Source organism: Actinomadura harenae (assembly GCF_003696215.1).
Lineage (GTDB): Bacteria > Actinomycetota > Actinomycetes > Streptosporangiales > Streptosporangiaceae > Spirillospora > Spirillospora harenae.
The window spans coordinates 60,381-78,981 of record NZ_RFFG01000013.1 but is presented as its reverse complement, the minus strand read 5'-3'; the positions used below and the strand labels follow the sequence as shown (position 1 = coordinate 78,981).

Sequence of the window (18,601 nt, the reverse complement as noted above, 5' to 3'; positions counted from 1 at the left end):
GACCGCCACGACCCGCCCTGGCGCCCTCAGGAGCTCAGCCGAGCCCGAAGTGGATCCCCTGCTCGGGCTCCCGGATGACGATCTGGTCGGGAATCTCGTCGAACAGGACAAGCAGCGTGTCAGGGCCGAGGGCGTCACGACGGGCACTACGCGATACCGGCCCGTCCGGCGTCGCCGCCTCGGTCGCCTGCGGCAGCCGGTCGGCCAGATATGCCGCGGCCTCGGCGGGATCCTTCCCGAGCGCGACCGCGACCCGTCCCAGGTCTTCCTCGCCGAGCGCGTCGGCGATCTCAGCAGCGGTCACCGGCTCATTGGCGCCCGGGCCGATCCACGACGCCACCTGAGGCAGCGTCAGAGCGACCGGCTCAGCGGCAGGTGCCTCGTTGATCTGCGAGAACCCAGACTCACCCATGATCCTCATCCCTCTCGATCCCCACGCGGGCAACGCCCGCCCAGCCTCCTGAACATGCACCGTCACAGGGGCACACAAACCCGAAACCGCCCGCCCCACGCCGACGGACGCGGGACCTGCAGATCAACAACACCCGAGCGGGTCTCCTGAGACACCGGGATGGCAAAGCACCTCTCCCATCAAGTCTCACCGTCGGCCGGGTCGGCGACGATCCGCCAGAACAGGAGGGGACCCGCTCCGCGTGAACACGACCCTTTGCAGACGATCACGCTGGGACCTGCGCGCGGGCACGAGCGGATGCCAGGCTCATGGGCAAGGCGTCGAGGAACGTGCACCGTGAGGGTCGGTCCGTGCGGGACCACATCGACCAGGTCCTCGCGGACTTCCTGGACGCGACGGCCGCGCTCGGCGCGGCCCAGGACAGCTGAGGCTGTCCAGCCAGACGCTCCTCAGGCTTCGGTGTCGACGTGGACGTGTTGGATGCCTTCGTCCAGGAAGGTGGCCAGTTCGTCGGCCTCGGCTCGGACGGCTTGTTGTTCGGCATCGGTGAGGGGGCGGAGGGGGCTGATGCGCAGAGTGTGGTCGCGTGCGGTCCAGGTGGCGGTGACGCGGCCGTCGACCAGGACGGTGCGGTGCCCTGCGACGGACAGGCCGCGGTGGGCGGCGTCGATGATGCGGCCACGTTCCTGGTAGCCGAGGATGGCGTTGTCGAAGGCCGGGAGGAACCGGACCGGGGCCGGGGTGTCCGGATGAGGGCGGGGCGCGTCGGGCAGGTCGAGCAGTTCGCGGCCGTCCTCGTCGTGGAAGACGACGAGCTCGTCTCGGACCGCCTTGACCGCGGCGGAGAGCCCGGCGAGACCGCACCAGGCGCGGAAGTCGGAGCTGGACGCGGGCCCGTACGCGGCGAGGTAGCGGCGGAGAAGCCGCTGCCCGACGGGGTCGCTCGGGTCGGCGGGCAGGGGGGCGACGTCCCGTCCCAGCCAGGTGGCCAACGGCAGGTTGCGCACGCCCGCCGTCTGCTGCCAGAGGCCGCGGGGTGGAAGCTGAACGCTGGGGATGAGGGAGCCGAGCAGCTCGCCCAGGGCCCGGCGTGGCGGGCCGGGCCAGCGGTCCTCGACGGCTTGGACGAGCTCGTTCATGGTCCGGGCCTGTCCGTCCGCCACGACCTCGCGGCCGGCGGCGGCGAGGTCGTCCACGTCGATCCCGGCCAGCTCGAGCCGGTAGGTGCTCAGCACCCGCTGGCGCAGCATGGCGTCGTGGCGCGCCCGCCACGCGAGCACGTCATCGGAGTGGACGAGGTGGATGGTGCGGCGCATCAGGTGGGTCCGCACCACGGTGCGTCCGGTCAACGCGTCGTCCAGTTGCCCGGGCCGGAAGTCGGCGAGGCGGGACCACAGCCCGACGAACGGCGCCTGGGGTTCCTGCGCCTGCAGGCCGCACAGGTGGGCCACCGCCTCCTCCACCGAGGCGCCGCTGCGGTCGAGCAGGTGCTGGCGTGCGAGGGCGGCGCGGTTGAGGGCGCGGCGATTGAGGACGGTCATGGTGTTGTCAGGCCGCGGTCCGCTCTTGGGGGCGGGCGTCGGCGCAGCTCCGTTCCTGTGAGAGCAGAGGAGGAGACGTCCAGCGGACGATCCCGAACATCATGGCAGGAGCGTCGGACAAGCGGTGCCGTGTACTTCGGCGGGCCCCGTGGCGGCCGTCAACCCGGGGTGATGCCGCGGAGGAGGTTGGCGATCAGATGGTCGACGAACTCGTGGGTGAGGGGCTGCGCGGGGAGCAGCAGCCGGTGGTAGCAGGCGCCCCAGAGTTGGTCGACGATCGACTCCAGGTCGACGTCCTCGCGGATCTGGCCCGCCTGCTGTGCCGTGCTCAGGCGTTCGACGGCGAGCGCACGCCGGTGCTGGACGTAGCGCGTGGAGAGGGCCTCGGACAGGTCCGGATCGCTCTGGGCGGCGCCGACGATCCCGGCGATCGTGGTCCCGCTCCGGTTCATCAGGTCGACGAACGCCCGCAGCTGTTCGGTGAGGTCGTGTCGCACGTCTCCGGTGTCGGGAAAGGCGAGGGTCTCCCGGGACGTGGCGAAGTAGGCGTCGAGGGCCAGTGCGCCGGGGGAGGGCCACCACTTGTAGAGGGTCACCTTGCTGACCCCGGCGCGGGCGGCGACCTTGGAGAAGGTCACGGCGCCGACGCCCTCGTCCATCAGCAGCTCGGACGCCGCCACGAGGGTGGCCCGCCGGACGTCGTCGGCCTTGCGGCGTCCGCGTCCGGGTTTCAGCGCGGGTGTGCCGTCGTCCGCTTGCTCCATGTGCGCTCCTCCTTGGTGGCCCGTCCCTGACCGCGATTATATGTACAAGTAGGTCACATAAGTATGGACAGTGAGCCTGTGGGTGATTAATGTACTAAGTGTTCACATCATGGAAGAGGGGATCAGTCATGATCAGCAGTGAGCGTTCAGGCGTCCGGGTGGCGATCGTGACCGGCGGCTCCGGTGGCATCGGCGGCGCGGTCGCGCAAGCCCTGGCCGCCGACGGCATGTCCGTGGTCGTGCACTACTCCGGCAGCGCCGAGCGCGCGAAGGAGGTCGTCGCGTCGATCGAGGCTCGCGGCGGCACCGCCGTCGCCGCGTCGGGCGATGTCGCGGACGCCGACGACATGACGAACCTGTTCGACATCGCGCACGAGCGGTTCGGCGGGGTCGACGTGGTGGTGAACACCGCCGGCATCATGCTCCTGGCCCCGCTGGCCGACCTGGACCTGGACGCGTTCGACCGGATGCACCGCGTCAACGTGCGCGGCACGTTCGTGGTCTCCCAGCTCGCCGCCCGGAGGCTGCGGAGCGGCGGCGCGCTCATCAACTTCTCCACGTCCGTCACCCGGCTTCAGCAGCCGACCTACGGCGCGTACGCGGCGACCAAGGGCGCGGTCGAGGCGATGACCCTGATCCTGGCCCGCGAGCTGCGCGGCAAGGACATCACCGTGAACACCGTCGCGCCCGGCCCGACGGCCACCCCGCTGTTCCTGGAGGGCAAGAGCGACGAGCTCGTCGGCCAGATCGCCGCCGCGTCCCCTCTGGGGCGGCTCGGCACGCCCGACGACATCGCGCGCACCGTCGCCTTCCTGGCCGGCCCCGACGGCCGCTGGACCAACGGTCAGGTCCTGTTCGCCAACGGCGGCATCGCCTGACCAGGACCTCACCGTCCAAGGTCCGGGCCCCGCAACGCCTCGTAGACATCGCGACGCCTCGTCGTCCCAGGGACGCGTGGTCAGCGCAGTGTGAGGGCCAGGTCCACGCATGCGTCACCCAGCTCGGAGACGAAGGTCGAGGGTATGGCCTGCCAGTGCCACGCCTTGAGCGGATCCGGCGCGGTCCTCCCGGCGACCGGATCGACCAGGTCGCCGTACTTCTCCGGGTACTCGCCGGGGAGCCCGAGCGCGACGGCCGTCCACGTCAGGAGGTCTTCCAGGTTCAGGTACTGCCACCACTCGGCGTCGTCCCAGCCGCACCGGTCGTCGACCTCCACCTCCTTGTGCCAGGCATCGAGACACAGCCGCGTCACCACCTCACGCACCCGGTCGGCCGGCGGCCGATCCCCGACAGGCACCGCTGTCAGCGAGGCGTGCACATCGCGGATGGTGTCGACTTCAAAGCTGTACTGGTTCCTGGCGCTGGCCAGAACGTCGCGCAGTGTCCCCCTGCGTACGGGGACGCGCGGCGGACGAAATCCTTGATCGGCCATCGTGCACGCCGGCACACCCCAGAGCCCATGTGGGCCGCCGTTAGGCCGACCGAGCACTTCGTGCCCATGCTCGGCGAGCGTCCGGCCCAGCAGGGCATTGCGCCAGCCCAGCGAGCACGACTCTTCCAAAGCTCGGATGGTCCGGATCTCATCATCGGTGGCCAACGAGTCGAGTTGTTCACTCGAGGTCTCGCCATGCCACATCAGCCACGCATGAAACACGGCCTCTCGGAACTCTCGGCGCGTCTCCTCCACAGGCCGTAGGGCCTGCGGGAGCAGGGCCTGGTACGTCTCGTCCCACCGCGCACGTGTTCCCATGGGGGCCATCGTGGCAGTGGACGGGACCCGAACGGCCCCAGCCCTCACAACCCCTCGGCGCGGAGCCGACACACCGGTCGGCTCGTGGACGGCGGCCGGCCCGACGTTGTTCCTGGTCCAGCGCGTAACGCGGCCGGCGGTGAGGGACCCGGTCCCGGAGCATCCAACGGCCGGTTTCGGGGGGCTTGATCATCGACCGTTTATGATCTTGCTCTTCGGGCGGTCGATGGCGGTTACGGGGGATTCGGGTGGAGTCGATCAATCGGGGGACGTCGGCAGGAGGGCTCGCCCACCAGGAGCGCGGCGATTTCGGTGAGCGGGTGAGCCGGAAGCGACCGACATGGTGACCGCGCCGCACCGGCTCCCGGCATTCGCGGGACCGAAGCCGCGCGCACGCCTTCGTGGCCGCGGGTTCCCCGCCGCGCTCATCACGGTGTCGTTGTGGGCCGCGCTCCAGAACCTGGCCAATCTCACCTTGACGAGGCAGGCGCACCTGGTGGATGAGCTGGTCTACGTCACGGCCGGTTGGCGCTACCTGCACGGCCGGCAGCTCCCGATGGGCCCCGCCGTCACGTTCACGGTCGACAATTTCGAGCACCCGCCGCTGGCCAAGTACCTGTTCGGGATCGCCCAGGTGATCGCCGGGCACCCGAGCCTGACCGCCGCCCGCCTGGTCGCGGTTCTGTGCACGCTCGCGACCGGCGTCGTGCTCGGCTGCTGGATCGGCGGCGTCGCCGGCCGGTGGACCGGCCTGCTCGCCGGAGCGCTGGTCACCCTCGTCCCCACCCACATCCCCGGTGTGGCGTACCGCTTCGGCCGGTACGCGATGCTCGACCCGGTCGCGGAGCTGTTGGCGACCGGCGCGATGGCCGCCGGGTGGTTCTGGTTTCAGCACCGTGGACGTCCCGGCTGGCGTTGGGCCGCCGGCACCGGAGTGCTCACCGGGCTGGCCGCCGGAGCGAAGGCGAACGGCTTCCTCGGCCTGGTCGGTCCGGTTCTGCTCGGCCTCGTGCTCGTCCTGCGTGAGCGGCGTGAGTTGATGACCCGGTTGGCGCAGACCGCCGTTGCATGCGCCGTTTCCGCGCTGACGTTCGTCGCGCTGTACCTGCCGCTCGGCGACCCTGTGCCGCGGATCCGCTTCATGCTGGAGTTCCAGACGAAGCACGCCGAGGACGGCCACTTGATCGGCTTCGCCGGACGGGTGACCGCCCACCCGCCCTGGTGGACGAACCTGTGGTTCGCCGGGCACGGCCTCGGACCGGTGGTGGTCGGCGTACTCGCCATCGGCTGGGTGAGCGCCCTGATCCTGCGCCGGGACCGCCTGGTCGGCTGGTGCGCCGCTGCGCTGGTCGCACCGGTGCTGTTCCACTGCTTCCTCGCGAGAGTGACCCTCGGCTTCTACTGGGCGATGTGGCTGCCACCGACGATCGCCCTGGCCGCGCTCGGCCTCGCCGCCTTGGCCCAGCGGGTGCGCGCCGTCCGCCGCGGGGTTCGGCCGGCTGTCGTGGTCCTGCTCGCCGGCGCACTCACCTGGACCGCGGGACTGGCCGCGGCCGACACGTGGCGCACGTTGCACGCTCGGCCGGCCGGCACCACCTATCTCCCGAAGGTGATGGCACTCCACAACCTGCGCGGAGCGGTCTTGGCCGGCGGCATCTACGGTTGGGAGTTCACCGGCGTCCATCTGCCCGGGGCCGTCCACTACCAGGTTCCCGCCGACCTGAGCCGGGTGGACACCGTCGTGATCGGCCGGCCGCGCTGCCGCACCCCCGTCGCCGCCGACGTGCGCGCCTTCCTCGCGGCCAACCAGGGCTCACTGCGTCAGGCCTACCGCGATCACCTGATCGTCGTCTACGCGGTCCAGGCGCGCCTGCGCGCACCCACGACCACCGAGATCGCAGCACAGCCCCCGTGGAATCTGGCCGCCTTCTGCTGACCGCCACGGCGGCCGGGGCTTGCGCGGTGAACCCGCTCTGCCGTGCGGACGCGCAGCATGTCACCCACTTCCACTGACGAATCGTGACCGTGAGTGATTCCCTGCGAGGGAGACCGGCGCGCGAATGATCAAAGGACGTCGCCGTGGACGAGGTTCGCGAGTTGCAGCAGTGGGCCAGAACGCGGCTGGATCGCGTCATCCCGCCGTTCCCCGGTCACCATCCCGACTGCGCGGCCCTCAACGAGGGGGCCGAATCGAGATCTTCCGGCGGGCCAGGGGCCAGAACCTGCGGGAGGCGTTCGTGTCCGCGGCGGTGACCTTCGAGACGGTCTTCCTGGACCTGGACCTGAACCTGCTCGCCGACGACGCCGCCCGTCCCGGTCCACAGTGACGGCAGGCCAGGGCATTGGTCGAATGGGTGGCCGACTGCCATCCGTTCCACAACTCCAGCCGCTACCTCGGGCACGCCGTGGACGACGGTTAGGAGGCGGCCTCCAGCGGCAGGTCGCTGCCGAGCCAGGTCGTCGCGAGCTCCTGGACGGGAACGTCGAGCGCCTCGCCCAGGCGGACGATCGTGCCGAACCCGGGGGACGGCAGCCGTCCGGTCTCGATCTTGCGCAGGGTCTCCGGCGAGATGCCGGCCGCGTCCGCGACCTCCGCCAGGTCGCGGCCCGCCCGCGCGAGGCGCAGCATGGCGCCGAGACGCCGACCGGCTTCGATCTGCTCGGGCGTGAGTGGTTGGCGGACCATGGCCACAGCATAGGTTGGTATTACTGTACCGGCAAGGACGAGAAGGGCGGTATAGTAATACCAATACTCTGTGACGCGAGGTGCTCATGATCGAACTGAAGACGCCTGCGGAGATCCAGCGCATGCACGTGACGGGACGCTTCGTCGCCGAGGTGCTCTCCGAGGTCGGCCGGCTCGCTGACGTGGGCGTCAACCTGCTGGACCTGGAGCACCACGTCCGCGGCATGATCAAACGACGCGGCGCGGAGTCGTGCTACTGGGACTACGCGCCGTCCTTCGGGCGCGGCCCGTTCCGCAACGTCATCTGCCTGTCGGTGAACGACGCCGTCCTGCACGGCCTGCCCCACGACTACACACTGCGCGACGGTGACGTGCTCAGTGCGGACATCGCGGTCAGCATCGACGGCTGGGTGGCCGACTCGGCGCGCACCGTCATCGTCGGCACCGCCGCCGAGGAGGACCTGCGGATCATCCGCGCCACCGAGGAGGCGCTCGAGGCGGCGATCGACGCGGCGCGTCCGGGCAACCGCCTGGGCGACATCTCCGCGGCCATCGGGGCGGTGTCCGCCGACTACGGCTACTCGGTCAACACCGAGTTCGGTGGCCACGCCATCGGCCGCACCATGCACGAGGACCTCCACGTCCCCAACAAGGGACGGGCGGGCCGCGGCCTGAAGCTCCGCCCGGGGCTGACCCTCGCGCTCGAGCCCTGGCTCGCGCGCACGACCGACCGGATCGTCTACGACCCCGACGGCTGGACCATCCGCTCAGCCGACGGCTCCCGCACGGCCCACTCCGAACACACGGTCGCCATCACCGAAGACGGCCCCCTGGTACTCACCCGCCGCGAATCAGAAACCCCCAGCGGCACGGCCTGATCCGGCCCGCGTCGACAACTTGCTCGTCCCTCGCCACCAGGCCGCCCTGTCTCACGGCCATGAGCCGAGAAAACGCCCCCGATCTCAAGGAAGATCGGGGGCTGTAACAGCGGCCGCCGGACGTCGCCGATCGGCGCGCCCACGTCGCGCCGTCCCCTGCCGTGGGAGGCTCAATGACCGCACAACCAGAGGACGCCCTGGTCGGAGAAGCGGGCGTTCCGGAAAAGGGACTGCGTGACATCAGGGCCGCACTGGTGACGTCTCAAGATCGTCAGGCGTTCGACGCGGGCTTGAAGGCGGTCTTGGACGAGGTGAGGGTCAGTCTCGACCCGGCGCCGCTCAATGAGTTCGTTCATCGATGGTGGATCTCGGCATGCGACTCTGTTCGTGACCCCCAAGGGCGCAGTCACCTGCACCAACGCGCTGCTCAGATCGCGGCGAGTCAGGCGGCGCCCCAGGGAACACCCTGGCGAGCCGTACTAAGCGAGCGGGAGCAGTCGCGGGAGAATGACCAGTAGGCGTATCAACTCCTGCTGGACTCTCAAGCTGAGGATCAGATCCTCCATCTTACTTGAGTGGCTCTCGACCCGATCGGGGAGCCTTTCTTCCGTGTTGGCGAGGCGTTCTTCGTTCGCGTAAATGGCGCGGAGGAGGAGGCGTGAAACCTGCAGCTCATGAGGTCGACGTTGCGGTGCCGTACAGGTTACGTCGGTGGCCAGGTCGATGAGGGCGGAGGTGTCCAGGACGCGGCCGTGGACGCCGGCGGGAATGCGCTGGGAGAAGTCGGTCATCAGTCCGGAGGGGGAGCGGCTGGGGGGGGACGAGAGCGGAACGCGCGGGCTAGGAAGCGAGCCCGACCGACCGGCCGTACCTGCTGGCGATCTGCCTGTCCGCTTCTTCCAGGCGTCGGTCGTCGCCGGGATCCTTGGCCTGCCCGGTGGCACGCCGGGCCCATGCGTCGGCACGGTCCTGGTCTGCCGAGGAGAACTGTGGACCATACAGTTCGTCCAATGCGGCGAGCCCCTCGGCGGGCGTCATGCTCCCGGAGTGCGCCTGCCAGAGAAGATCGCCCGAGTCGGCCACAGTCGTAGTTTACGCCGCCGCGCATTCTCGAGGCTGGAGAAGTGCAGTTCAGGGTACTTCGAGCTCCCGTTTCGGGGGCTGGCCTCTTCATTCTGCGGTGCTTTGCACCTCGGCTTGCTGGGCTGGAGCGATCGTGGGAGGGCCGACTGGCTGAAGGGATGCCCGACGAGCACCAAAGGCGTGGACTTGGGTGTGGAGTTCCTGGTTGCGCAGCCCCAACACCTGAATCTGGTTGGCGTAGGTCCGGATGGTCTCTTCCAGGGTGCGGACAAGGTGCCCCCGGCCGTGTTCAGGGTCTGCGGTTGTGGAAGGTGCGGCGTAGGTCGGTTACCCAGGCGTCGGGGTTCTCCCAGGGGATGAAGTGGCCGCCTTGGTCGTGGGCGTTGACGTTGACGTGGTTGAACCAGGTGGCCTGCGGGCCGTTCTTGAACGCTTGGACGCGCTCGTCGGCGGTGTGGATGCCGGGCGGGTTCTCGTACGCCACGAAGGTGAGGCCGGCCGGGGCCTGGACGACCGGGGTGCGGTCGTGGGCCGGGGTCCAGGGGTAGCGGTTGGCGTTGGCGTAGTAGCGCATCGACGTGGCGATCGAGTTGTTCACCCAGTAGATCGTGGCGTGGGTGAGCATGTCGTCCTTGGTGAAGACGGACTCGAGGTCGCCGCCGTTGTCGCTCCAGGCGTTCCAGCGCTCCAGCATCCAGGCGAGCAGTCCGGCGGGGGAGTCGCTCAGCCCGTGGGCCAGGGTGGCGCCGTCGAGCATGTGGACGGCGAGGTGGGACGCCGAGCGGCGGTCCATCTCGATGATGCGCGCGCGGACGTCGGCGGGCTGGTCGTCGGTGAGGGGACGGTTCCGGGTGAGGCTCCAGGCGCGGGGGCCGGTGAAGAAGTCGAGCGGCAGGCCCGATCCGATGTGGATGCCGTACAGCTCGTCCGGGTACTTGTGGCCGAGCTGGCTGGTGACGATCCCGCCGATGTCGCAGCCACCGGCGGCGTACTTCTCGTACCCCAGGGTCTCGGTCATCAGGGTGTGCCAGAGGTCGGAGACCTTCCAGAAGTTGACGTCCGGGAATCCGGTGAGCGGGCCGGGGAATCCGAAGCCGGGCAGGGACGGCACGATGACGTCGAACGCGTCGGCGGGGTCGCCGCCGAACGAGGCCGGGTCGGCGAGCGGGTCGATCACCTTCGACCAGTGCCAGAACGTCCACGGCCAGCCGTGGGTGAGGATCAGCGGGACCGGACGCGGGCCGCGGCCGGGCTTGCGCATGAAGTGCACCGGCACGCCGTCGACGTCCACCCGGTAGTGCTCGTAGGCGTTGATGGCGGCCTCGGCCTTGCGCCAGTCGAAGCCGTCCCGCCAGTAGGCGACGAGCTCACGCAGGTAGCCGTCCGGGACGCCGTAGGACCAGTCCTCGTTCCCCTCGTCCAGCGGCGGACGGGTCAGTGCGAGACGGGTGCGCAGGTCATCGAGGACCTCGTCCGGCACGTGGATCGGGGTGGGCTCCAAGGGGAAGCCGTGTAGGGCGGTCATGACGTGGCTCCTTCTGGGGGACGCGGTGCCGTCGGCCTGCCGGGTGCTTGAGCGGCGGCGAGCCGGGCCATTTCAAGGAGTGCGGGCAACGACGCGGCGAGCGCCTGCCGATGATGCGGGTCGAGCTGGTCGCACATGGCGGTCAGGCGATCGGTGCGCTCCGTCCGGCGTGCCTCGACGGCCTTCGCCCCGGCGGGCGTGACCCGCACCAACACGGCCCGTCCGTCCGAGGGGTCCGGGGACCGGACGGCCAGGCCGTCCCGCTCGAGCCGTGTGACGAGCTGCGTCATCGCGGGTTGCGTCACCCGCTCGCTCGCCGTCAGCTCGGACAGCCGCATCGGCCCGCGGCCCGCCAGCGTGTGCAGCACGCCCAGGGTGGTGAAGCTCATCTGCTCGACCGACGCCAGGCGGATGAACGCCGCCGTGAACTGCTCCATGGCATGGCCCAGCGCCGTGACGTCCAGGTCATCGGACGAAGCGATCGGAGACACCCCCAACTACATCAGCAATCTAAATAAGTAACCTATACAAATGGGGGCGAGGTGGCCACCTCGATATGCCGGGCCACGACCAGCAGGTCGCGGACGCGGACGTACTCCACGCGGTCGTCATGCCACAGCCCGCCCCGCAGACGACCGGTGAGCTCGTCGACGCAACGGGCCAGCGACCGACGCTGAACGGGTGCCAGGTGACCGCCGGCATCGAGGCACAGCTCAACGCATTCGCGCAGCTCCCGCGAGGACCGGTCGTCCTCGGCGACCAGCGCCGCGAGCCGCTGCCGGTGCCAGAAGCGCACGGCGTGCAGGGCCGCTTCTCGTTGCGCGCCGTACCAGTGTTTCCGCACGTACGGATTGGGGGCACCGGGCCGAGGCCGCCGCTCGCCTCGCCGCTTGGCCTGCCGCCGGTCGGCCGCGTAGGCCTGTTTCTCGACGTTCCAGGCCGCACGGCTGGCCTCGAGGACGGCCAAGGCGCGCAGCAAGGCGTCCTCGTCGGTGTTGAACGGCCCGGCCTCGGCCTCAAGAAAACTCAGGGTCGCCTCGAAGCCGATGGGCCGGTACAGCTGCACGCAGGAGCGCAGCGCCGATACACGCCGTCCGAGCGGCAGGCCGGGATCACGCACCTTGCGGGCGAAATTGCCGAAGCTCATCCGGCATCATCCCAGCCCACCCCTGTGTCGGACGGTCGTCACCTGGCCGGGACGGTGGAGTGGGCGGGCTCGGCCGCTGGTGCGGTCAGGTGGCCGTGGCGGTCCAGTGCGGCGACGGCGAGCGCCGAGACGGCGCCGACCGCCGTCAGGGCCAGCCAGGGCAGGGCGGGCATGCCGTGGGTGCGGGCGGCGTCCAGGGCTGCGCCGGACAGCAGGTTGCCGGTCAGAATGCCGATGCCCGAGGCCAGGTTGTAGACGCCGTAGTAGGTACCGAGCAGGTGCGGCGGGCCCAGCGTGGTGAGGACGGTCATCTCGAACGGGAAGACCAGCATCGTGCCGACCGCCAGCAGCACGGCGGCGGCCAGGATCAGTCCCAGCGGCATGGCCGCCTCCACCAGGCCGGCCGGTCGGCCACCGCCCCCGGCGGCGGGCAGTGCGGCAGCGGCGGCCATCGGCGCGAACGCGGCCGCCATCACCGCCAGACCGCGCCAGATCACCTGCCCGGGACGATAGCGGGCCGTGCACCAGGTGGTGAGGCGGACCTGTCCGGCCAGCGCGAGGACGGCCTGCACGGCGAACACCACGACCACCGCGTGCTGGTGGCCGGTGAGCCGCTGGATCTCCAGCGGCAGCCCCAGATACACCTGGAAGGACAGCGCGTAGGAGGCCAGCATCGACACCGCGAAGGCGGTGAAGGCACGGTCGCCGGCGGCGCGTCGCCAGTCGGTCAGCACCGGCCGTCTCCCCTCGGTGAGCGTGTCGGGGCCGGTGGGGCGCCGCGCGGGCAGGAACGCGAGTTGCAGACCCGTCAGGACGGCGAAGATGAGCGCCGCGGCCATGCAGACGGCACGGAACCCGGAGCCCAGCAACGCCAGCCCGGCCAGCGGGCCGATCAGGATGCCCAGCTGGTAGAAGACGTTGAACACCGCGAACGCCTCGGTCCTGCGGTCGGCGGCCTCGACGGCGACGTAGGCGCGCGCGGCCGGGTTGAACAGCGCGCCGGCGAGCCCGGTCAGCACCGCGGCGCCGATCAGCACGGCGGGGGTGGTGGAGGCGGCGAACGCGGCGAATCCGAGGACCCGCAGCCCGCACCCGGCGATGATCGCGGGCCGGTAGCCGAGCCGGTCGGCGACGGTGCCGCCGATCAGGAACATGCCCTGCTGGCTGAAGTTGCGGATTCCGAGCACCAGCCCGGCCATCGCCGCGCTGAGGCCGGCCGGGCCGGTCAGGTAGGCCGCCAGGAACGGCATCAGCATGTAGAACCCGATGTTGATGCCGACCTGGTTGACCAGCAGCACCTGCACCGGACGCGAGAAGGAGCGCGCCTGCGCCAGCGTGCCGCTCACCACGCCGTCCCCGGTCCGGTCGGCCGGTCCTGGTGGCCGACGTGATGCGGATCGTGATCCGTCCGACGATCGGGTTCGTCGCCGCCGCGGGCGGCCGGGCCGGTCATGCGGCAGCGGGTCCAGCGGGTCACCTCGCGTTCGTCCGGCCGGGTGATCTGCTCGGGCCCGGCGACCGGCCCGGACGCGGGGACGGCGTCCAGCAGGCCGTGGCGGGTGCAGAAGGCGTCGCTGTAGACGGTGTCGAAGTAGCGCAGCGGCCCGTCGGGGAAGATCGCGGCGATGCGCTGGTGGCCGGGCAGGGTCCGCGCCAGCCAGGAGGCGACCAGCGCGACCGCGCCCACGCTCCATCCGCCGGTGGCGTACCGGGCGGCCGCGAGCCGTCGGCACGCCCACACCGCCTCGGCGGGCGCGACCCAGTGCACCTCGCTGAACGCGTCGTGGTCGACGTTGGCCGGGTGGATGCTGGACCCCAGCCCGCGCATCAGGCGGGGACGGGCGGGCTGGCCGAAGATGGTGGACCCGACCGTGTCCACCCCGACCAGCCGCACGTCCGGGCACAACCGCCGCAGCACGCGGAAGGTCCCGGCGCTGTGCCCGCCGGTGCCGACCGCGCACACCAGCACGTCGACGCGGCCGAGCTGACCGGCCAGCTCCAGCGCCAGTCCCTGGTACGCCGCGACGTTGTCGGGGTTGCCGTACTGGTCAGGGCACCACGCCCCCGAGGGCGCCCGGTTCAGCAGTTCGGCGACGCGGTCGCGGCGCGCCTGCTGCCAGCCGCCGACCGGATGCGGTTCGGTGACGATGTCCACCTGGGCGCCGTAGGCGCCGAGCAGCTGCGCCACCAGCGGCTCCATGCCCGGGTCGGTCACCACGGTGACCGGATGCCCGTAGGTGATGCCCGCCAGCGCCAGGCCCAGCCCGAGCGTCCCGCTGGTCGACTCGATGATCGGCGCGCCCGGCGCGAGGTCGGCGCGGCCGCGGGCTGCCGCGACCATGTGCAGCGCCGCCCGGTCCTTGATGCCGCCGGGGTTGCGGCCCTCCAGCTTGGCCCAGAACCCCGTCCCCACCCGTTCGCGCGCGTCGCGCTGCCCGGGGCCGTGGTCGCTGGTGAGCAGGTCGGGAATCCACAGCACCGGCGTGTGCCCGACGACGCCGTCGAGGTTGTGGCAAGTGGGTGCGGACAACAGCTGACTGGGTGGCGGCAACGGCGCCGCGTCCGGCATCAGCGCGGATGCGGACGGATGCTGGGCCGCGGAAACAGGCAGGGGAACACGATTCATGCTCGACGTCCTTGTGTGCGCATGCGGGAAGGGCTGACGGGGCGGTGAACCACGGTCTGCCACTGGCCGACTCGCGCACGACCCCTGCTTCCGCGCCGGACGCTCCGCCGTTACGCAGCGTTGGAACACACCGCGCGGCATGCAGAGGCCAAGCAGGACGAAGGTGGAGCAGCGCGCTCGGAAACGCCATGCGTTCCCCGGAACGAGCCAGAGACGGACCGCGGGCGCCTGATCAGGTCCGCGCGACGCACAAACGGCGCAGCAGGCCCGCGCCGGACACGTCACCGGCCGGGGCCGCGGCCGGACCGGCAGCACGCCGTCCCGGGCCCGGACGGGCGGGCCAGGTCACCACGGTCACGGGCGACGGCACCGCCGCCTGCCCCGAAGCCGGGCTGGTGAAGGCCGCGCACGCGTCGTGGTGCGTGTGCCGACCACCCGCCGGGGAGCCGAGCGAGATTCCGCCGCCCGCCCTCGCCGCCACGGCCCGCTCGGCAACGGTGCCCTCGGGCGTGACCGCGACGGTCGGCTCGACCGCGACGACCGGCGTGACCGCGACGACCGGTAGGGCGGCAGCGGACGGCTGCGGCAAGGAGCCGAGGACCAGCCCGCTGGCAAGGACGCTCTGCAAGGCGCGGCCATCCGGCGGCGCGGCGTCGGCCCCGGGCGGCTCTCCCAGGCACAGGCCCAGGTGCAGGCTCAGGACCGCGATGAGCGCCATCCGCACGGCCGCCGCCCAACCGGGCAGCGCCGCCGACGGCGCCCATCGCATGATCACCCCGCCACCGTACATCACACTACGTAGCCAATGAGATGCGAATAGTGATTGAACGGGTGGACCTTCGGGCTTCTACTCGCGTGCGCCCATGGCGTCGATGGCCTGGCCTCGTGTGGTGCGCCAGGTCGAGAGGACTGCGGCCGTTGTCGCGACGGCTGTGCAGAGCGCCGCGGTCTGCCAGATCTCCGTCCAGGGGACGGTCAGTTGGGGCGCGTTGACGAGGCGGCTCAGCGAGAGCCTCTGTGTGGCGGTCGTGGCGGCTCCGGCGCAGAGGGCGAGGAGCACCCCGGTCACGGCGGCCAGCACCGCTTCCGTGCCCACCATGCACAGGGTCTGGGTGCGGGTGCCTCCCGCGAGGTTGAGGGCGGCGAGTTCGCGGCGGCGTCCGGCGGCCGCCATGATCAGGGTGTTGGCGACCGCGATCAGCGAGTAGCCGACCGAGATGCCCAGGATGACCGTCGCCGCCGTGGCCGACTTGGCCGCGACCGCGCTCTTCATGTGGGTGAAGTAGGCGTCCGCCGGGACGGCCTTGACCGGCTGGTGGGCGAGGACGGCGCCCAGTTGCCGCGCCACGTCGTCGCGGTCGGCGCCGGGACGCAGTGTCATCCAGGCACGGTCGGCGCCCGTGCCGGCAGGGGTCAGGGCGGCGGACATGAAGGTGGCGTCCCCGTAGAGACCGGTCTGGATGATGGCGCGGATCGTGGTCTGGTGGCGGGTGCCGTCCGGGAGCCACGTCCAGACCCGCTGGCCGAGGGTGAGGTCGTCGCCCTTGGCGGTCCTCTGGTCGATGACGAGGAAGTCGTCGCCGAGGTTCTGCAGCGAGCCCTCCACCACCTTGGGGGTGAGGACGTCGCCCAGCGCGTGGGCGGGCACGGCCTGGCCGGTCAAGGTGTCGACGACGTCCCCCTGCAACGTGCCCACGTAGATGCGCATGGGGGTCACCGTCGTCACCGTGGCCCCGGGCACGGAACCCAGCGCCTGAACCGCCTTGGCGTCCAGGCCCGCGCTCCGCTCGGGGGTGACGACGAAGTCGGCGCGGGTCTGCTGCCGCGCCTGGTCGACCCGGGCCCGGTCACCGGCGAGTTGGACGCACTGCATGGTGGCCACCAGCCCGACGGCGACGACGACGGGGACGACGGTGGAGACCGTGCGGCGCCGGGCGTTGAGGATGTTCTGCCGGACGAGGAGCGACGTGGCGCCGAGGCGCGTGAGCGGCCACGTCAGCACATGCGCGACCGGCCGGACGACGACGGGGGACAGGAGCGCGAAGGCACCTGTGAACAGGAGCGGGACCATGCCGTACTTGCGCGGGTTGACCGCGATCTCCGGGGTGTCGCGCAGCAGGTAACCGGCGATGAGGGCGCCGGCCAGCATGCCGAGTCCGAGCAGCCAGCGCAGCGGGGTCATGGCGCGGCGGTTCGCTGCGGCGTCGTTCAGCGCCGCGATGGGACGCACCCGGGACGCGCGCCAGGCGGCACTGGCCGCACCGGCCAGGGCGGAACCGAGACCGAGGAGGAAGGCGATGACGAGCGCGAAGGGGTTGACGCCGATCTCGAACCAGCGCGGGGCGACGGCGTGGTCGATCATCCAGGTGTTGAGGACGCCTGAGGCGAGGGTCCCCAGGAGGCAGCCGACGACGGCCGCCACGGCCCCCACCAGGGCGGACTCGGCCAGCACCATGCGGCGGACCTGCCGGGGAGTGGCGCCCACCAGGCGGAGCAGGGCCAGCTCGCGGAGGCGCTGGTCCACGACGAACGCGAAGGTGGCGATGACGATGAAGGCCGCGACCGAGGTGGAGATGGCCATCGTGGTGCCCGCCATGGAGCTGGCGCTCATCAACTCGTTGGCGCCGCCCGACGGGTCCGGGTCGGCGTCGACCCGCTTGTCTCCGCCAAGGACGAGCATCCCTGCGCCGGCGGCCTTCTTGACCGTTGTGATGTTCGGGTTCCCCGTGACGACCAGCGCGTTGACGGGCGGGGAGATCCGCGTCGCCTCGGCGTCGGTGAAGAACACCGCGTCCTCGAACCAGACCTGTCCGGTGACGCCGACGACCGTGTAGACGCCGCGACCGGCAGGGGTGGTGATCTCGACGGTGCGACCGAGCCGCGAGCGGGATCCACCGCCGAGGACGACCTGGTCACGGGCCACCGGAGCGTGTCCGGCGAGCAGCCGGTAAGGCGTGAACCGGGCGACGGACCAACCGTGTCCCACATCGGCCGGGACGCCGTCCGCCGCCACCTCGAAGGTCCGGTCGGCGGTCACCTGGGCTTCGGCGGCGATTCGCGCGACCGTGCCGGCGGGCACGGACGCGGGCAGGTGCGCGGGATCACCGCGCGGATCGGCGGGCACCACCACGATGTCGGCCTTGGGGAAGCGCTGCGGCCCGGAATGCGGCGCGCTCTGGGTCGCGAAGAGGGCGAGGACCATCATCGCGGTCATGGCGGTGCCCAGGGCGAGCGCGACGAACGCGCCGAGGAAACCGACCCACCGGGTGCGGACGGTGGACACGGCGATGCTCAGCACGGCGGCACCTCCAGGCGCCCCATGCGGGCGGCGACGCCTTCGGCCGTGGGGTCCTCGATCTGGTCCACGATCCGGCCGTCGGCCAGGAAGACCGCCCGTCCGGCGTAGGACGCGGCGATCGGGTCATGGGTGACCATGACGATGGTCTGGCCGCGTTCGGCGACGATCCGCCGCATCAGCGACAGCACGTCGCGGGAGGTCCGGGAGTCGAGCGCGCCGGTCGGCTCGTCGGCGAAGAGCACCTCGGGTCCGGTGACCAGCGCGCGGGCGATGGCGACGCGCTGCTGCTGGCCGCCGGAGAGCTCGCTCGGCAGATGCTCCGCGCGGTCGCCGAGACTCACGTCCGCCAGGACCCGGTCCACGTCCTCTCGGTGCGGCGGACGCCCGGCCAGGCGCAAAGGCAACTCGACGTTCTGCCGGGCGGTCAGCGAGGGGAGCAGGTTGAACTGCTGGAAGATGAAACCGATCTTCTCCCTGCGGAGTATCGTCCGAGCCGTCTCGGACATCCTGGCCGGATCGGCTCCGGCCAGGAGCACCTGGCCGTCGTCCACCCGGTCCAGCCCGGCGGCGCACTGCAGCAGCGTCGACTTGCCGGACCCGGACGGGCCCATGACGGCCGTGAACGTGCCTGCGTGGAAGGACAGGTCCACTCCGTCGAGAGCGACGACCTGATTCGCGCCGCTCCCGTACCTCTTATGGACGGCGGACAGGCTGACGACCGCACGGCCGTCGGCCACCCCACCGGAACCGTGGTCGGCCGAACGCCGTCCACTCTTGTTCAGAAACACTTGCTCGCCTTCTCCTCGGGCCTCGTTGCGCGGCGCTCACACTAGATCCCCCAAGGCGGCGATACCTCCGGGACCACCCTGATATCGACCCCGACCCGCACCC

The 18,601-nt window shown here is 71.0% G+C and carries 19 protein-coding genes; 4 read left to right on the top strand and 15 right to left on the bottom strand.

Annotation, left to right across the window (positions count from 1 at the left end):
• Nucleotides 1-34: 34 nt before the first annotated feature.
• The 3 genes from EBO15_RS09805 to EBO15_RS09795 all read right to left on the bottom strand — a co-directional run bounded on the left by EBO15_RS09805 (nucleotide 35) and on the right by EBO15_RS09795 (nucleotide 2,717).
• The gene (locus EBO15_RS09805) at nucleotides 35-412 is read right to left on the bottom strand and encodes a YidB family protein (protein WP_147481436.1); all 378 of its coding nucleotides are present in this window, start codon (nucleotides 410-412) and stop codon (nucleotides 35-37) included.
• Nucleotides 413-861: 449 nt separating this feature from the next.
• A complete protein-coding gene (locus EBO15_RS09800) occupies nucleotides 862-1,953 on the bottom strand; it encodes a winged helix DNA-binding domain-containing protein (RefSeq protein WP_122194012.1) in 1,092 nt (363 codons plus the stop codon).
• 158 nt (nucleotides 1,954-2,111) lie between these two features.
• Nucleotides 2,112-2,717: a TetR/AcrR family transcriptional regulator gene (locus tag EBO15_RS09795; RefSeq protein WP_122194011.1), complete on the bottom strand. Its 606-nt coding sequence runs from the start codon at nucleotides 2,715-2,717 to the stop codon at nucleotides 2,112-2,114.
• A 128-nt stretch (nucleotides 2,718-2,845) separates the two neighbouring features.
• On the opposite strand from EBO15_RS09795, the gene EBO15_RS09790 reads away from it, so the two are divergent.
• On the top strand, nucleotides 2,846-3,595 hold the full coding sequence (locus tag EBO15_RS09790; RefSeq protein ID WP_199744434.1) for an SDR family oxidoreductase: 750 nt from the start codon (nucleotides 2,846-2,848) through the stop codon (nucleotides 3,593-3,595).
• Nucleotides 3,596-3,675: 80 nt separating this feature from the next.
• Here the strand turns inward: EBO15_RS09790 and EBO15_RS09785 are convergent, their stop codons facing one another.
• Complete coding sequence (locus EBO15_RS09785) at nucleotides 3,676-4,467, bottom strand: hypothetical protein (protein WP_147481435.1); 792 nt, start codon at nucleotides 4,465-4,467, stop codon at nucleotides 3,676-3,678.
• A gap of 475 nt (nucleotides 4,468-4,942) precedes the next feature.
• On the opposite strand from EBO15_RS09785, the gene EBO15_RS09780 reads away from it, so the two are divergent.
• On the top strand, nucleotides 4,943-6,403 hold the full coding sequence (locus tag EBO15_RS09780; protein ID WP_158628171.1) for an ArnT family glycosyltransferase: 1,461 nt from the start codon (nucleotides 4,943-4,945) through the stop codon (nucleotides 6,401-6,403).
• A 480-nt stretch (nucleotides 6,404-6,883) separates the two neighbouring features.
• Here the strand turns inward: EBO15_RS09780 and EBO15_RS09775 are convergent, their stop codons facing one another.
• Complete coding sequence (locus EBO15_RS09775; RefSeq protein ID WP_122194056.1) at nucleotides 6,884-7,153, bottom strand: helix-turn-helix domain-containing protein; 270 nt, start codon at nucleotides 7,151-7,153, stop codon at nucleotides 6,884-6,886.
• 86 nt (nucleotides 7,154-7,239) lie between these two features.
• Here EBO15_RS09775 and map point away from each other — a divergent pair, with 86 nt between their 5' ends.
• Together map and EBO15_RS45915 are read left to right on the top strand one after the other, a co-directional pair.
• A complete protein-coding gene (gene map, locus EBO15_RS09770) occupies nucleotides 7,240-8,031 on the top strand; it encodes a type I methionyl aminopeptidase (protein WP_122194055.1) in 792 nt (263 codons plus the stop codon).
• Between the two features lie 173 nt (nucleotides 8,032-8,204).
• Nucleotides 8,205-8,549 carry a DUF6247 family protein gene (locus tag EBO15_RS45915; protein ID WP_122194008.1) on the top strand — a complete coding sequence of 115 codons (345 nt, stop codon included), beginning with the start codon at nucleotides 8,205-8,207 and terminating at the stop codon, nucleotides 8,547-8,549.
• Here the strand turns inward: EBO15_RS45915 and EBO15_RS44105 are convergent.
• The 10 genes from EBO15_RS44105 to EBO15_RS09720 all read right to left on the bottom strand — a co-directional run bounded on the left by EBO15_RS44105 (nucleotide 8,511) and on the right by EBO15_RS09720 (nucleotide 18,447).
• Nucleotides 8,511-8,822 (bottom strand): hypothetical protein, encoded by a 312-nt coding sequence (locus tag EBO15_RS44105; RefSeq protein WP_158628170.1) that lies wholly within the window; start codon nucleotides 8,820-8,822, stop codon nucleotides 8,511-8,513. The genes EBO15_RS45915 and EBO15_RS44105 overlap by 39 nt on opposite strands.
• Before the next feature lie 49 nt (nucleotides 8,823-8,871).
• A complete protein-coding gene (locus EBO15_RS09760) occupies nucleotides 8,872-9,114 on the bottom strand; it encodes a hypothetical protein (RefSeq protein WP_122194007.1) in 243 nt (80 codons plus the stop codon).
• A 289-nt stretch (nucleotides 9,115-9,403) separates the two neighbouring features.
• Nucleotides 9,404-10,639, bottom strand: coding sequence for an epoxide hydrolase family protein (locus EBO15_RS09755; RefSeq protein ID WP_122194006.1), 1,236 nt, complete (start codon nucleotides 10,637-10,639; stop codon nucleotides 9,404-9,406).
• The gene (locus tag EBO15_RS09750) at nucleotides 10,636-11,130 is read right to left on the bottom strand and encodes a MarR family winged helix-turn-helix transcriptional regulator (protein ID WP_233616083.1); all 495 of its coding nucleotides are present in this window, start codon (nucleotides 11,128-11,130) and stop codon (nucleotides 10,636-10,638) included. The genes EBO15_RS09755 and EBO15_RS09750 overlap by 4 nt, the downstream gene beginning before the upstream one ends.
• Before the next feature lie 32 nt (nucleotides 11,131-11,162).
• The gene (locus EBO15_RS09745) at nucleotides 11,163-11,786 is read right to left on the bottom strand and encodes a hypothetical protein (RefSeq protein ID WP_122194005.1); all 624 of its coding nucleotides are present in this window, start codon (nucleotides 11,784-11,786) and stop codon (nucleotides 11,163-11,165) included.
• 38 nt (nucleotides 11,787-11,824) lie between these two features.
• Entirely contained in the window at nucleotides 11,825-13,132 is a 1,308-nt protein-coding gene (locus EBO15_RS09740; RefSeq protein ID WP_122194004.1) for an MFS transporter, read from the bottom strand.
• Nucleotides 13,129-14,316 (bottom strand): PLP-dependent cysteine synthase family protein, encoded by a 1,188-nt coding sequence (locus tag EBO15_RS09735; protein WP_325051886.1) that lies wholly within the window; start codon nucleotides 14,314-14,316, stop codon nucleotides 13,129-13,131. Before EBO15_RS09735 ends, EBO15_RS09740 begins: the two co-directional genes overlap by 4 nt.
• 328 nt (nucleotides 14,317-14,644) lie before the next feature.
• Nucleotides 14,645-15,187 (bottom strand): hypothetical protein, encoded by a 543-nt coding sequence (locus tag EBO15_RS09730; RefSeq protein WP_122194003.1) that lies wholly within the window; start codon nucleotides 15,185-15,187, stop codon nucleotides 14,645-14,647.
• Between the two features lie 72 nt (nucleotides 15,188-15,259).
• Complete coding sequence (locus EBO15_RS09725) at nucleotides 15,260-17,710, bottom strand: FtsX-like permease family protein (protein ID WP_122194002.1); 2,451 nt, start codon at nucleotides 17,708-17,710, stop codon at nucleotides 15,260-15,262.
• Complete coding sequence (locus tag EBO15_RS09720; RefSeq protein WP_122194001.1) at nucleotides 17,704-18,447, bottom strand: ABC transporter ATP-binding protein; 744 nt, start codon at nucleotides 18,445-18,447, stop codon at nucleotides 17,704-17,706. Before EBO15_RS09720 ends, EBO15_RS09725 begins: the two co-directional genes overlap by 7 nt.
• Nucleotides 18,448-18,601: the final 154 nt, after the last annotated feature.